The organism is Pseudomonas marginalis (genome assembly GCF_900105325.1).
In the GTDB taxonomy this organism is placed as follows: domain Bacteria; phylum Pseudomonadota; class Gammaproteobacteria; order Pseudomonadales; family Pseudomonadaceae; genus Aquipseudomonas; species Aquipseudomonas marginalis.
The window spans coordinates 1569784-1583155 of record NZ_FNSU01000003.1 but is presented as its reverse complement, the minus strand read 5'-3'; the positions used below and the strand labels follow the sequence as shown (position 1 = coordinate 1583155).

At 61.6% G+C, this 13372-nt stretch carries 11 protein-coding genes; 3 read left to right on the top strand and 8 right to left on the bottom strand.

Translation table 11 applies throughout. From position 1 onward, the window contains the following. Positions 1-479: 479 nt before the first annotated feature. From BLW22_RS16175 to BLW22_RS16155, 5 genes are all read right to left on the bottom strand, one after another. Entirely contained in the window at positions 480-1871 is a 1392-nt protein-coding gene (locus tag BLW22_RS16175) for an undecaprenyl-phosphate glucose phosphotransferase (RefSeq protein ID WP_065925170.1), read from the bottom strand. Between the two features lie 242 nt (positions 1872-2113). Beyond that, positions 2114-2761, bottom strand: coding sequence for a winged helix-turn-helix domain-containing protein (locus BLW22_RS16170; protein WP_065925171.1), 648 nt, complete (start codon positions 2759-2761; stop codon positions 2114-2116). A gap of 31 nt (positions 2762-2792) precedes the next feature. After that, the gene (locus tag BLW22_RS16165) at positions 2793-3497 is read right to left on the bottom strand and encodes a YuxH family protein (protein WP_074847027.1); all 705 of its coding nucleotides are present in this window, start codon (positions 3495-3497) and stop codon (positions 2793-2795) included. Then, a complete protein-coding gene (locus BLW22_RS16160) occupies positions 3490-4218 on the bottom strand; it encodes a winged helix-turn-helix domain-containing protein (protein WP_065925173.1) in 729 nt (242 codons plus the stop codon). Before BLW22_RS16160 ends, BLW22_RS16165 begins: the two co-directional genes overlap by 8 nt. A gap of 320 nt (positions 4219-4538) precedes the next feature. Next, a complete protein-coding gene (locus BLW22_RS16155; protein WP_074847026.1) occupies positions 4539-5402 on the bottom strand; it encodes a LysR family transcriptional regulator in 864 nt (287 codons plus the stop codon). A gap of 101 nt (positions 5403-5503) precedes the next feature. Here BLW22_RS16155 and BLW22_RS16150 point away from each other — a divergent pair, with 101 nt between their 5' ends. Further along, positions 5504-6508, top strand: a complete 1005-nt coding sequence (locus tag BLW22_RS16150) for a quinone oxidoreductase family protein (protein WP_065948177.1) — start codon at positions 5504-5506, stop codon at positions 6506-6508. A 62-nt stretch (positions 6509-6570) separates the two neighbouring features. Here the strand turns inward: BLW22_RS16150 and BLW22_RS16145 are convergent, their stop codons facing one another. Together BLW22_RS16145 and BLW22_RS16140 are read right to left on the bottom strand one after the other, a co-directional pair. Further along, complete coding sequence (locus tag BLW22_RS16145) at positions 6571-7035, bottom strand: phage infection protein (protein WP_074847025.1); 465 nt, start codon at positions 7033-7035, stop codon at positions 6571-6573. Between the two features lie 145 nt (positions 7036-7180). Continuing rightward, positions 7181-7903: a pirin family protein gene (locus tag BLW22_RS16140; RefSeq protein ID WP_027608665.1), complete on the bottom strand. Its 723-nt coding sequence runs from the start codon at positions 7901-7903 to the stop codon at positions 7181-7183. 181 nt (positions 7904-8084) lie between these two features. Here BLW22_RS16140 and BLW22_RS16135 point away from each other — a divergent pair, with 181 nt between their 5' ends. Together BLW22_RS16135 and BLW22_RS16130 are read left to right on the top strand one after the other, a co-directional pair. Further along, a complete protein-coding gene (locus BLW22_RS16135; protein ID WP_074847024.1) occupies positions 8085-9035 on the top strand; it encodes a GlxA family transcriptional regulator in 951 nt (316 codons plus the stop codon). 95 nt (positions 9036-9130) lie between these two features. Next, a complete protein-coding gene (locus tag BLW22_RS16130; protein ID WP_074847023.1) occupies positions 9131-10654 on the top strand; it encodes an ATP-binding protein in 1524 nt (507 codons plus the stop codon). Here BLW22_RS16130 and BLW22_RS16125 read toward each other — a convergent pair. Continuing rightward, a complete protein-coding gene (locus BLW22_RS16125) occupies positions 10601-13363 on the bottom strand; it encodes an ATP-binding protein (RefSeq protein WP_074847022.1) in 2763 nt (920 codons plus the stop codon). The two genes, BLW22_RS16130 and BLW22_RS16125, sit on opposite strands and share 54 nt — an antisense overlap. Positions 13364-13372 lie beyond the last annotated feature (9 nt).

The window sequence follows — 13372 nt, the reverse complement described above, 5'->3', positions numbered from 1 at the left end:
GCAGCCTCGCTTGCGCTCGGCAGCTGCTACGCAGGTGAGGTGATGATGGGGATTGGCACTCGTAGCAGCTGTCGAGCCCCGGCGAGGCTGCGTTTATGGCCTGCCAGGCACACCGCTGACGCAGCCTCGCTTGCGCTCGGCAGCTGCTACGGGGGTGAGGTGGTGATGGGGATTGGCACTCGTAGCAGCTGTCGAGCCGCGGCGAGGCTGCGTTTACGGCCTGCCAGGCACACCGCTGACGCAGCCTCGGTTGCGCTACGTGGGTGAGGTGGTGATGGGGATTGGCACTCGTAGCAGCTGCCGAGCCCCGGCGAGGCTGCGTTTACGGCCTGCCAGGCACACCGCTGACGCAGCCTTGCTTGCGCTACGGGGGTGAGGTGGTGATGGGGATTGGCACTCGTAGCAGCTGTCGAGCCCCGGCGAGGCTGCGTTTACGGTCTGCCAGGCACACCGCTGACGCAGCCTTGCTACGCAGGGGGTCAGTAGATGTCCTTGGACAGCAGCGTAAACGGCGTCTTCAACAGGATCTTGATGTCCAGCCACAGCGACCAGGTATTGATGTAGCGCAGGTCGATATCGACGCGCTGTTGCATCTTCTCCAGGGTCTCGGTCTCGCCCCGGCAGCCATTGACCTGCGCCAGGCCGGTGATGCCGGGTTTGATCCGATGGCGGGCCATGTAGGCGCGGATTTTCCCCGAGTAGTAGTCGTTGTGTGCAATCGCATGGGGGCGTGGGCCGACCAGGGCCATGTGCCCTTGCAGCACGTTGAACAGCTGCGGCAATTCATCGATGGAGGTACGCCGGATAAACCGGCCCACCGGCGTAATGCGTGAATCGTTGCGACTGGCCTGGCGTACCTCATGGTCGTCATGCACACGCATGGAGCGGAATTTCCACACCTTGATCACCTCGCCATTCCAGCCGTGGCGGTCCTGCTTGAAGATCACCGGGCCGGGGGAGGTGAGCTTGATCAGCAGGGCGACCAGCAACAGCAGCGGGCTCAGCACGATGATCGCCAGAGCAGCCAGGCTCTTGTCCAGCAGCGACTTGCTCAGTGCAGCGGTGGGGCGGCTGGTCAGCGGGCTTTCGTTGAGGTAGATCGCCGGCAGCCCATCCACTTCGGCCACGCAATGGTTGAGCAGCAGCATGTTATTGAGGTCGGGCACCCAGATCACATCCACGCTGATCTCCAGCAGGTTGAGGTACAACGCCTCAATGTGGGTGGCGTCCTGCAATGAATGGGTGATGTAGAGCCGGCGGATGCCGTGTTGCCGGATCAATTGGGGCAGTTGCGGCAGCTCGCCGAGGATCTGCGCTTGCGCATCCTCGGTCGCCTCGGCACGGCTGCCGACCAGACCCACCAGGGGCGAGCGTTTTTGCCGTGAGAGGGTCCTGGCCAGGTCCACCGCAAGCTTGCCAGTGCCCACGATCAATGATTTTTGGCGTTCGTGAAGTTGGCGGTGGTAATACCGGGACAGGCTGTGCAGCGGTATGTAACACAGTGCCAATAACGGGTAACTGACCGCCGCCCAGAGTAATAAGGTTTCCACAGGGAACAGTGCGCTGGCATGACAGGCTACGCCCACGGCAAACAATATACCCATGGTTAACAGCCAGCCCATGAACAAGCGTCCAAGGCCCACGGCATAATCATCTTTCTTGCTGTAGACATCGCACAAGGTATACGCCGGGAGAGAGGCCAATATCGTAAAGGCGGCCAGGACGCGGTAGTAATACTCCAGTTGGCCAGTCTTCAAGATAACCAGCGTAAATAACAGTGCAACAACTAAGCTCGATGCGAGTGTCCATTGTCCCCAGAACGTCAAACCCCTGGGGGTCAGGTTGCGATGCATTCTAGTGTTATTAAGCATAGTTCTGCTCCCGGTGATGACCGCGCACGTGGTGGCAGGCGTTAAGGGTTAACGGTTAACTTTTATAAACGACAGGCACGCGCAGGCGTGTGCCCATTGATAGTAATGAACGGCAGGGGGCAGTGGCTGACGACTTATAACAAGGTCAGGAGGGTCTGGCGAAGTGGATGTTATAAAAGGGCAGGTAGAAGAGTTTTTAATAGGCAGGGTGAATTAAAAGGCCTGGGTTGTTTTTATTTTTGTTAACGGCGTGGCTGACTAAGCTCGAGCGGCTTTTTGATTTTTTGCGTCAGGCAATAACCACGGTTTCTTACCGCACGAAACAGGCGTTCACCGTCGTTGACCCGCTTGAACTTTTCCTGCAAACGACTCAGGCACATTTCCAATCCGCGGTATAAATCGGGTTCACGACCTATATTACGGATCAACTCTTCTTTGCTGACCACGCGTTCTTCATGGTGCAGCATCTTTTTAATCAGCGCCGATTCAATAGTGGTCAATGAAATGCGCAGGCCGCCCTTGACCAGTGCTCGATCATGTTGGGTGAGCAGCCAGAAATCCTGTGGATACAGTGGCGTTCGTTCGGCGCTGATCTCTTGAGTACGCGTATGGTTATTCGGTGCGCTGTCAGGGGCCTTGGCGGTTGGCATTCTGGATTCTTGCCGCTTGGGGTTAAACGATTGTGAGGGCAAGTTGAGGGTGTGGGTAATAATGTAGGTATTAAAATGCGGGGTGATCTGTGGTTGGGAAAACGCCGGATTTGTATCGGCGGGGTCCGTGGTCGCCGGGGCGTTTACATCGTAATAGAAGAACTCTGCGTTGGGCGTGAAGTCCTGCAGTGCGATAGACGCAAGTGTTGGAGCGAAGGCGTGTTTCTTGAAAGAACTCATAGGGTCCACCCATATCAGGAAGATGCAGTTGTTAAAGGCAGTCAGCGGGGGAGTAATAGCCGCCCTGAAAGTATTCGAACGGCAAGTTTTTAGCCAGCATGGCGCTGTCGGCAAACTCGACCTGATCGGCGATGAAGCAGACCCTGCAGGCACTGATCAGTTCCAGCATGTGATCGTAAAGCCGGTCGAACAGGTCCGAACGCGTGTTGAGGCTGAGCCTGAGGGCAGAATCCGGAAAGGGCATTTTTATATAGTCGTAGAGCTCGAGGTCGACCAGCAGGTCTGCCGGCTTTGTATCGAGTCTGTAGTTGTTGTAGGCCAACGTGATACCGCTATGGTCTTTCAACTTATACAACTGACGCACCATCGCCCGGCGTTCTACCGGACCGGGCAGGGCGTCCAGTGGGTTGTCGAGACTGAGGGTGAAGGGGTGTTTGTGGTATTCCAATGCCTGCGCGGCCTGAATGATCGCCTTGAGGATGTCCTCGTTCATCAGGGCCGATTGACCCATGCGCAGAAGCGTATGACTCGTCGCCGGGCTGACCGCCTTAGGCGTTTTGCGCGGTGGGTGGATATGGCGCAAGGCCTCAGTGCAGGCACTTTCAAGTTGTTCGAGATCAACGCCATCCGCTACGCTGATTTCGCTGCCCCACCAGGCATGACCGCGATCAACGATGGCTTGCCTGATGATCTTGAAGTGCGGGGTATGTACAGGGGGCGTTTTTTCACTATTCACGGCTCGGCCCCTCCTTAGTGGGTTGGAAATGGCTGGCGCAAATAAGACCCCGGCTGAGTTTATAACCATAACCGCGAATATTTTGGATGATGTTTTCACCGTAGTGCGCCTTGATTTTACTGCGCAAACGGCTGATGGATTTTTCCAGTGCACGGGAGTCGTAGTACTTGGTATTAAGTCCCATGACACGGGCGATCTCATTATGACTGAGCAGTCGGTTCTGAATAAGCGCTTCCAATACTTTCATTTCGACGAAGGATATTTCCAACTTTTTCCCGTCGCCATACAGGCACATGCGGTCTTGGTCGAGAATCAGGTCGCACTGATTGAGTCGAGCGCTTTCACTGAGAAAGGCATCAAACAGATTCAACTTTTTTTCGGGTGAAGTTTCGATCGCCTTGATGCAGTAATCGGCGCCAGCCAGGTAGTATTTTGTTTTGCTCAGGGTCGACGCAAAGGTGATCACGACGAATATCGTGCAGTCGGGGTTTTCAGTTCGCGCTTTTTTTATTATGTCCAGGCTCAGATTGCTGGCGGAGGGTGTATCAATTTCTATAATGATGGCACGGTAATGTACGTGGCTTTCCTGGGTGTCAATTAGTTGACCGTAGCAACGTGTATCGACTTTTAAATTATTCGCTACAGTGCGAACTAAAAGCGCCCGAAAGTCCTCTGATTTCGATTGAGTCCGTGCAATAGCGAGGACGTTGGAAAAATGCATCACCTACTCCCTTTTCCGGCATGCAAGGCCGTCAGTTCAATCGCTGCTAGCGTTTAGATACTAATCGAATTGATTCCGCTAAAACGTGACAAATTTTAACATTCACCACTTGGTTTTTACGAGCGCAGGGGGTAATAGGGGGATATTTCATGGGAGGTTGTACCGACTTACACATATCCTAGTGCAAACTCTTAATGCTCGATAAGTATTTTAGTTCCAACGATTTTTTTGACGGGTGCAGGTTTAAGCGTTGACCTTCTCAGACCGGAAAAACGCCTGCAGAGCGCCCCGAAGGTTGGCGGCCGGCCCCTCGGATGGGCTCAACGGCGCAACTGCACCTCACCCTCGATACACGCCACCAGAAACTCCATGACCACCTTCACTGACGGCGAGCGGCGCATGTCGGGGTACACCGTGAGCCAGATATCACGTAAAGGGCCTTCGACCGCAGTGGGCAGCCTGACCAGCAGCGGGTCGTGATCGCCCACCAGGGTCGGCAACACCACCGCGCCCACCTGGGCCCTGGCCGCCATTTGCTGGGTGGCCAGGTCGCTTGCGGCAAACGCGATCTCACGGCCGCCGCGCAGTTGGTGCATCCAGGCTTGCTGGGGCAGGTGATCGCGGCTGCTGTCGTAGGCGATGAACGTCCACTGCGCAGCCGGCAATTGCTGGAACGTCGGCGGGCCATACAGCCCGAAGCGCACCACGCCGACTTTCCTGCGTACCAGGGCTTCCTCATCGGGACGCACCGTGCGCAGGGCAATATCCGCTTCACCTTTGTCCAGCGCGGCCAGTTGGGTCGACGGCATCAGCACCAGATTCAACTGCGGGTAGTGGGCGCGCAGCCGCGCTATATGGGGCGCAATGCAATAGTGGGCGATAGACGGCGGGCAACTGACCCGCACCGTGCCGGCCATTTCGATCGACGCGACCCGCGACAGGCGCATCACCTGCGTCGCCATTTCGTCCATGCCCGCCGCCAACTCCGCCAATGCCAGGCCTTGCGCGGTCAGCGGGCGGCTGCGCGGCAGGCGGTCCACCAGTTTGACGCCGAGGGCTTTTTCCAGCGCATCGACGCGGCGCCCGACGGTGGCGTGCTCCACCTGCAACTCGCGGGCGGCCGCCGACAACGACTGGCTACGTGCCAGTACCGTGAAGTAATACAGGTCCTGCCAATCGAACATCGGGTTATTTCCGCACGGAGGTTGGGAAGCTTTGGGGAATTTTCCTACTGAGAGCGTCCTTTTACCATGGCCGCTTCCCAGTGCACACGGAGTTGTCCCCGATGAAAGCCATTACCTTGCAAACCTACGGCGGCCCTGAAGTCGCCCAATTGCGCCATGACGTCCCCAAACCCCAGGTGTTGGCCGGGCATGTGCTGGTCAAGGTGGCGTGCGCCGGGATCAACTTCATGGATATCCATACCCGCCAGGGCAAATATGCGCAGTCGTCGACCTATCCGGTGCGCCTGCCCTGTACCTTGGGTATGGAGGGCGCCGGCGTGGTGGTGGAAGTCGGCGCAGGCATCAGCCATTTGGCCGTCGGCGACCGGGTGGCGTGGTGCATTGCCTGGGGCGCCTTCGCCGAGTACGCCCTGGTGCCCGCAGCCAGGGTGGCGCAGATTCCCGGTGCCATCGCCTTCGATCAGGCGGCTGCGGCGATGTTTCAAGGCTGTACCGCCCACTACTTGATCGAGGATGTCGCCAGGTTGCAGGCCGGCAGCACCTGCCTGGTCCACGCTGCGTGCGGCAGCATCGGCCAGTTGCTGGTACAGATGGCCCGGCGCTCAGGCGCCACGGTGTTCGCCACCGGCAGCACCGCTGAACGATGCGCCATTGCTCACGAGCGCGGGGCCCACCAGGCCTGGGTCTATGACGGCGGCCGATTTGCCGAGCGGGTGTTGGAGGCCACAGGCGGGGAGGGGGTGGATGTGGTCTTCGATTCGCTCGGCAAAAGCACCCTGCGTAACAGCTTCCGCGCCTGCCGCACGCGCGGCCTGATCGTGAACTACGGCAATGTCTCGGGTTCGTTGACCGATCTCGACCCGATGGAACTGGGGGAGGCGGGCTCGCTGTTTTTGACGCGCCCCCGGCTGGCCGACCATATGGCCGACGGCGCGACCGTACAACGGCGTGCCAACGCGGTATTTGCGGCGATGCTCGAAGGTACGTTGACGGTGGCTATCGAAGGGCATTACACGCTGGAAACGCTGCATCAGGTACATGAGCGCATCGAAGCGCGGCAACAGATCGGCAAGGCTGTGGTGTGGGTGGACCGCGACCTGCATTAATCGAAGACGAAAAAAAACCGGCTGATCAGGCCGGTTTGGGGTGCCCCGCGAACAGTGCGGGATTAAGCGTGGTTGTCCAGCAGGCGATCGGCACCGCCTTCAACAATACCGCGTTGCTGCAAACGATCGGCACCGCCTTCGGCCAGGCCACGTTCCTGCAAGCGATCAGCGCCACCTTCGGCAACGCGGTTGCCTTGCAGGCGATCGGCACCATCTTCGGCAACGCGGTTGCCTTGCAGGCGGTCGGCGCCATCTTCGGCGACGCGGTTGCCTTGCAGGCGATCGGCGCCATCTTCAACAATACCGCGTTGCTGCAAGCGATCAGCACCACCTTCGGCAACACGACGTTCCAGCAAGCGATCCGAGCCACCTTCGGCAACACGACGTTCCAGCAGGCGATCCGAGCCCCCTTCAGCAACACGGCTTTCGATCAGGCGATCCGCGCCGCCTTCAGCAACAACAGGGTGGGCAAATGCGTTTGCAGCGAGTACCGAGAAAGCGAGGCTAAGCAAGATTTGGCGTTTCATGATGGTGTGCTCCGAGTGTTTTAGTTGGGTGTTGCCTGGTATGGGTTTGATGTTACGCGTTGCATTTTTTAAGAGAACTTCATTGGGCTGATGGTGACTATCGATGCCAGCGATGGCCCGTTTCAAAGGGCCATCGCCGAGCCGGTCACGGCATCTGTGGCCGTTCCTGAGGGCGCAGGTCGAACACCAGCACCTCGGCATCCTGGCCCTGGCTCAGGCGGATTTGCCGCTCATCGCGCACTCGGGCACCGTCGCCTTCCTGCAAGCGCTGGCCGTTGATGTCCACGCTGCCCCGAGCCACATGGATGTACACGTGGCGATCCGGCGGCAGGTCGAGGGTCGCGGCTTCGTCGCCGTTGAACAGCCCGGCGTACACCCTGGCGTCCTGGCGCACGGTCAGGGAGCCGTCGCTGCCGTCCGGCGAGATGATCAGTTGCAGGCGCCCTTGTTTCTGCGCCGCGCTGAAGTGCTCCTGTTGATAGCGCGGCTCGGCACCGGCCACGGCGGGCACGATCCAGATTTGCAGGAAGTGCACGCCACGGGTCTGGCTGTGGTTGAACTCGCTGTGGGCCACGCCGCTGCCGGCGCTCATCAGTTGCACATCGCCGGGGCGAATCACCGAGCCGGTGCCCAGGGTGTCCTTGTGTTCCAGGGCGCCTTCAAGCACATAGGAGAAAATCTCCATGTCGCGGTGCGGGTGTTGGCCGAAGCCTTTGCCGGCCGCGACGCGGTCGTCGTTGATCACCAGCAGGTCGGAAAAACCCTGTTCATCGGGGTTCCAATAGTTGGCGAACGAGAAGGTGTGGAACGACTTCAACCAACCGTGATTGGCGGCGCCGCGTTCGGAAGCTTTGCGAAGGGTCAGCATGGTCTTGTCCTCAAGTGAGCGCGGGCTGCGAGATGCAGGGTGCTTGCGTTGAGAAGAAGGTTACTGGCAACCTGAAAATTCATTAAGAAGCTGAAATTTGAATAACTGTCTCCTTGAGATTGACAGTAAAAGCCATGCCATAATGCCTTTCGCTTTCTTCCCCTCGATGGATGCTTCCCGTATGAAAACCGTGGCCATGGCGCTGTTCCCGGACTTCCTCCTGCTTGACATGGCCGGGCCGCTCGAAGTGTTTTCCATTGCCAACCGCTACCTGCCGGCGGCGGAGCATTACCAGATCCTCACCCTGGGTACCGAGCCCGGTCCGTTGCGCGCCTCCAATGGGGTGCTGGTCCAGACTGACCTGCTGCTGGACCAGGCCCGGGCGGCTTATGACCTGCTGCTGGTGCCCGGCGGCCCGGGTGCCTATAACGAATGCCATCCGGCGCTGCTGCCCTGGCTCAAGGCGGCGGCGCCACGGGCGCGGCGCTTCGGCTCGATCTGCACCGGCGCCTTTGTGCTGGGCCACGCCGGGCTGCTCGACGAACGCCGCGTGACCACCCACTGGCACTACACCGAGCGCCTGATCAAGGCCTTCCCCAAGGCCATCGTCGAGACGGATCGCATCTACCTGCAGGACGGGCGGTTGATTACCTCGGGCGGGGTCACCGCCGGTATCGACCTGGCGCTGTCGATCATCGCCCAGGACCATGGCAAGCAAGTGGCGGTGGATGTGGCCAAGGTGCTGCTGGTGGTGATGAAGCGCCAGGGCGGCCAGGCCCAGTTCAGCCCGATGACCGCGTCCGTGGCACCCCAGGAAACCGCGATCACCCGGGTGCAGAACCATGTGCTCGCCCATCTGGACCAGCCCTTTACCATCGAGTCCATGGCCGAGCTGGCCGGCATGAGCCCGCGCCACTTTGCCCGGTTGTTCGCCAAGGACGTGCAGATGACGCCCATGGCCTTCCTGCAGGGCGCGCGCATCGACCGCGCCCGGCAACTGCTGGAAACCACCGACCTGCCGCTCAAGACCGTGGCGTTCCACGCAGGCTTCGGCAGCGTGCGGCACATGCGCTTTCTATTCAGTGAAAAACTCGGCCTCAACCCGACCCAATATCGCCAGCAGTTCAGTTAACGACAGGATGTCCGTCTCGCGCACCCGATTGTCCGTATCGCTCCCTGTGCCAGCATTGCCCTGTTACAGGTAGCTGGCAAGATAAGGTCGAGCCCATGGAAAAGGATGCGCGGAAGCCCAAGATCGGGCGTTTCAGCGCGATTGCAGACATGAATATGCCTCAGGCGATTGACGCGGATAGCACGGTGCGCTTCGGTGACTATGCCTTTCATCGGCAGCAGCGGCTGGTGAGCAAGGCGGGTTGGCCGGTGCCGTTGGGCGGGCGGGCTTTGGATATTCTGGCGGTGCTGCTGGAGTCGCCAGGGCAATTTATCAGCAAGGCCACCCTGATCGAGCGGGTCTGGCCGTGCAGCGTGGTGGAAGAGAACAACCTGCGGGTGCACATCGCCGCACTGCGCCGTGCCCTTGACGGGCAACGCTTGATTATCAACGACCCCCAGCGCGGTTACTGCTTCGCCGCCCCCGTGCGGGTCGCGGCTGCCGCGGTGCTGCCCCGGCATAACCTTGCCCCCCGGCTCAGCCCGCTGATCGGTCGCGATGAACTGCTGGGCGTGCTGGTGCGGCGGGTGTCCGGGCAGCGCCTGATGACCCTGACCGGGTGCGCCGGCGTGGGCAAGAGCACCTTGGCCCTGGCCCTGGCCGAGCGCGTGTTGCCGCGCTACCGCGACGGTGTGTGGTGGGTCGACCTGGCCACGGTGAAGGCGCCGCTGATGATGCTGCGCCACCTGGCCACGATCCTGCACCTGGAACCCGGCGGCAGTGTCACGCAGTTGTGCCGCCAGTTGGTCTCCCGGCAATTGCTGCTGGTACTCGACGGCGCCGACCTGCTGCTCGGTGCCTGTCGACATCTTTTGCGGGCGCTGCGCGAAAATGCGCCCCAGGTCAGCGTGCTGGTCAGCAGTCGCGAAGCGTTGCAGGCCCCAGGCGAATGGGTGCTGCGCGTGCCCCCGCTGGGCGTGCCGGCGCCGTCGGCGCTGGGCAGTGTTGAACAGGCCATGGCGTTCCCCGCCGTGCAACTGTTCGTCGCCCGGGCGTGTGCCGGCCAACAGGGCTTTGTGTTGCGCCGACAGGACCTGGCGCCATTGCGGGACATCTGCCGGCGCCTCGACGGTATTCCCCTGGCCCTTGAACTGGCGGCCGCCCAAGTGGACGCGCTGGGCGTGCGCGGTTTAAAGGCGCAGTTGCACAGTGGATTGCAGGTACTGACCCGGGGCCGCCGCACAGCGGTGGAGCGCCACCAATCCCTGACCGCGGCCCTGGACTGGACCTACGAGCGCCTGAGCCTGCCGGAGCGCTGGCTGTTCCTGCAACTGAGCCTGTTCAAGATGGCTGTGACCTTGCCCACCCTGGGTAAGCTGGTGGCCGGCACCGAGCTGGAACACGCCGATTTGTCGTACCTGCTCGGGCGGCTGGTCGGCACCTCGCTGCTGAGCCTCGAACCCGGTCCGGGGTATCCGCGCTATCGTCTGCTCAACAGCGTGCGCAGCTATGGCCTGGCACTCCTGCGTAACCCGCAGCAGGTGGCGCGTTTGCAGCAGGGTTATGGGCATTACCTGGGAGCGTTTTCAGGCCGGCCGTTTGTCCTGCAACTCGTCGAGCAGGCGGCGTACGCGGACTAGGTCCTGGGTGGCGAAGCCTTCGCTGAATCGCGCGTAGACCGAACCCAGCAGGTCGCGAGCAGCCTGCACACGACCCTGCTGTTGCCACAGCCGCGCCAAGGAGTCCGCACAGCGCAGTTCCCAGGCCAACGCGCCTTGCTGGTGTGCCAGGCCCAGGGCTTCGAGCAGCAGCGCCTCGGCCCCGTGGGGATCGGCCATGGCCTCGGCGCGCACGCGCAGGATCTCCGGGCTGCACCAGCCGGCCGCACCGCTCCGGGCGCGTTCGAACAAGGCCTCATCCACTGCACGGGCGTTGAAGGTCACCAGGATGTCTGCGACCAGCCCCAATCCCTGCATATCGGCGATCTGCGCCGTGCCTTCGTAGCATTGCGCCCAGGTGTGGAACAACTGCACTGAATGCTTTTGCGCCTGTTGCAGGAGGAGGTCCAAGCGGTCGCGGGCTGCAAGGGTGTCGCCGTTGCAATGGGCGATGACCACCCCGGCCAGGGCCAGGGTGTAGCAAATCGACGTGCCGTGGTTGATCTGCAACGCCAGCTCCAGCGCCTGGCTGGCGGTGCGCCACGCACGTTCGGGAAAACCGCGCAGCCACAGGATGCGCGCGAGGATGGTCAACGAGGCCACGCTCTGGTCGTACTGCACGCCAAAGCCGTGGGTAAACCGGTTGAGATGGCCGCTCTGGGCCATGCGCTGGATCACCTGTTCGGCATTCTGCTGCGCCAGTATCTGATTGCCGGCGAAGTGCTGCGCCAGCACCCTCAGGCGTTGGGCGCTGAGGGCCAGCAACGGCTCGGCCTGAGGTCCCAACCGGTCGAAATGCAGGCTTTGTTCCAGGGCCTCGCGGTAGTTGCCGCCACACAGGCTGACCGCCATTTGCCCCGACACCGCGCGCAGTTGGCCGACCAGGTTGCTGTCGGCTTCGGCCAGGCGCCGTGCATGGGCAAAGGCTTCGATGGTCTGCGGCGTACCGCCCTGGGTGTGGTAGGAAAAACTGCCGAAGGCCAACTGCAGGGCCATGTTCAAGTGCGGGCTCGGTGTGCTCGATTGCCCCAGCCGCGCCAGTGCCTTGCCCACATACAGGCCGTGTTCGCGCAGCAGCGACAGCTCCTGCCACAACGGCATGGCGCTGACGGTGAGACGAATGCCCAGCAGGTGCACGCCCTGGTCGCCCAGGCCCCAGTCGAGGGCGGCACGAATGTCTTCGCGCAGCGGCGCATAGCGGTCGATCCAGGTTTGGGTGGCGGTCTGTTCCCAATCGTCCTGCGCCTGGTTCATCAGCACCAGGCAGCGCCTGGCGTGGTGTTCGCGGGTGGCGTCGAGTTCATTGGCAACGCTGAGTTTTTCCAGGGCATAGGTGCGGGTGATGTCCAGCAGGCGATAGATCACCTCGTCATCCCCGGCCTCCACATTGAGCAAGGATTTCGCCACCAGCTGGGTGATCGAACCCAGCACCTCGGCCGGTGCAACCTGTTGCCCGGCGATTACCGCCGCCGCACTGGCCAGGCTGAAACCACCGCGGAACACCGCGAGGCGACGCAGACAGATCTGCTCGCAGCCGGTGAGCAATTCGAAGCTCCAGTCCAGGGTGGCACGCAAGGTTTGATGGCGGGGCAGGGCGCTGCGTCGGCCACGGGTGAGCAGGCGAAAGTTGTCTTCCATCTGCACCAGCAGGCCGGGCAGGCCGAAGCGCTCGATCTGCGCGGCCACCAACTCGATTGCCAGGGGAATGCCGTCCAGGCGTTGGCAGATATCAATGGCCAGGGGCAGTTCGGCTTCGCTCAGTTCAAAGCTGTCCTGATGGGACATGGCCCGCTCGATCAGCAGTTGCAGGGCTGGATAACCCAGGGCCTGAGCGCGGTTACCGGTGGCGGGCGGGCAGGCCAGGGGTTCCAGGCGCTGCACCGACTCGCCCTCGGCGCGCAAGGCCTCGCGGCTGGTGGCGAGGATGTGCAATTGGGGCGCGTGGCGCAGCAGGGCCTCGCTGATCAGCGCGATGTCGTCCAGCAGGTGTTCGCAGTTGTCGATCACCAGCAGCAACTGGTGCTCCTGCAGGCGGCGTGCAAACACGGGCAACGGTTCGTGCTCGGTGTGGGTGAGGTCGAGGAGCGCGGCGAGATTGGGCAGGATCATCGACGGCGCGCTGAGAGGCGCCAGGTCCAGCAGGCGAATACCGTCGCGGTAATGGCCGATCAACAATTCCGCCACGCGCAAGGCGACGGTGGTCTTGCCGATGCCGCCGGCGCCGGTCAGGGTGATAAAGCGCTGCTCGGGCAGCTGCTGTACCAGGCTGTCGATCAGGGCCTGGCGGCCAAGCATGCGCGTGCGTCGCAGCGGCAGGTTGTGGCTCGGGCGTTGGGGGGCGCCTTCGGTCGGTAGGCTCATCGGCTCGATGCTCAGTGGCGCCACAAAACTGTAGCCACGTTGGGCCACCGTAACGATATAGCGCTGCCCGGCCTGGCCATCGCCCAGGGCCTTGCGCAGCGCCGCCATGTGCACCCGCAGGTTGCCGTCTTCCACCACGCTTTTGGGCCAGACCCGGGCGATCAGTTCCTGCTTGCTCACCACCGTGCCGGCCTGCTCCAGCAGGATCAGCAGGATGTCCACGGCCCGCCGTCCCAAGCGCAATGGGCGACCGGCCTCCAGCACCAGGCGCTGGTGCGGGTGGATACGGTAAGGGCCGAAATGCACGGCCTGGTCGCGTGGGGCATTCATGGGTGGCCA

What these genes read in the sequence shown, in the direction of transcription:
- BLW22_RS16175 (WP_065925170.1), bottom strand. Translation starts at nt 1,871, where the DNA reads ATGCTTAATAACACTAGAATGCATCGCAACCTGACCCCCAGGGGTTTG.
- BLW22_RS16170 (WP_065925171.1), bottom strand. Translation starts at nt 2,761, where the DNA reads ATGAGTTCTTTCAAGAAACACGCCTTCGCTCCAACACTTGCGTCTATC.
- BLW22_RS16160 (WP_065925173.1), bottom strand. Translation starts at nt 4,218, where the DNA reads ATGCATTTTTCCAACGTCCTCGCTATTGCACGGACTCAATCGAAATCA.
- BLW22_RS16155 (WP_074847026.1), bottom strand. Translation starts at nt 5,402, where the DNA reads ATGTTCGATTGGCAGGACCTGTATTACTTCACGGTACTGGCACGTAGC.
- BLW22_RS16150 (WP_065948177.1), top strand. Translation starts at nt 5,504, where the DNA reads ATGAAAGCCATTACCTTGCAAACCTACGGCGGCCCTGAAGTCGCCCAA.
- BLW22_RS16145 (WP_074847025.1), bottom strand. Translation starts at nt 7,035, where the DNA reads ATGAAACGCCAAATCTTGCTTAGCCTCGCTTTCTCGGTACTCGCTGCA.
- BLW22_RS16140 (WP_027608665.1), bottom strand. Translation starts at nt 7,903, where the DNA reads ATGCTGACCCTTCGCAAAGCTTCCGAACGCGGCGCCGCCAATCACGGT.
- BLW22_RS16135 (WP_074847024.1), top strand. Translation starts at nt 8,085, where the DNA reads ATGAAAACCGTGGCCATGGCGCTGTTCCCGGACTTCCTCCTGCTTGAC.
- BLW22_RS16130 (WP_074847023.1), top strand. Translation starts at nt 9,131, where the DNA reads ATGGAAAAGGATGCGCGGAAGCCCAAGATCGGGCGTTTCAGCGCGATT.
- BLW22_RS16125 (WP_074847022.1), bottom strand. Translation starts at nt 13,363, where the DNA reads ATGAATGCCCCACGCGACCAGGCCGTGCATTTCGGCCCTTACCGTATC.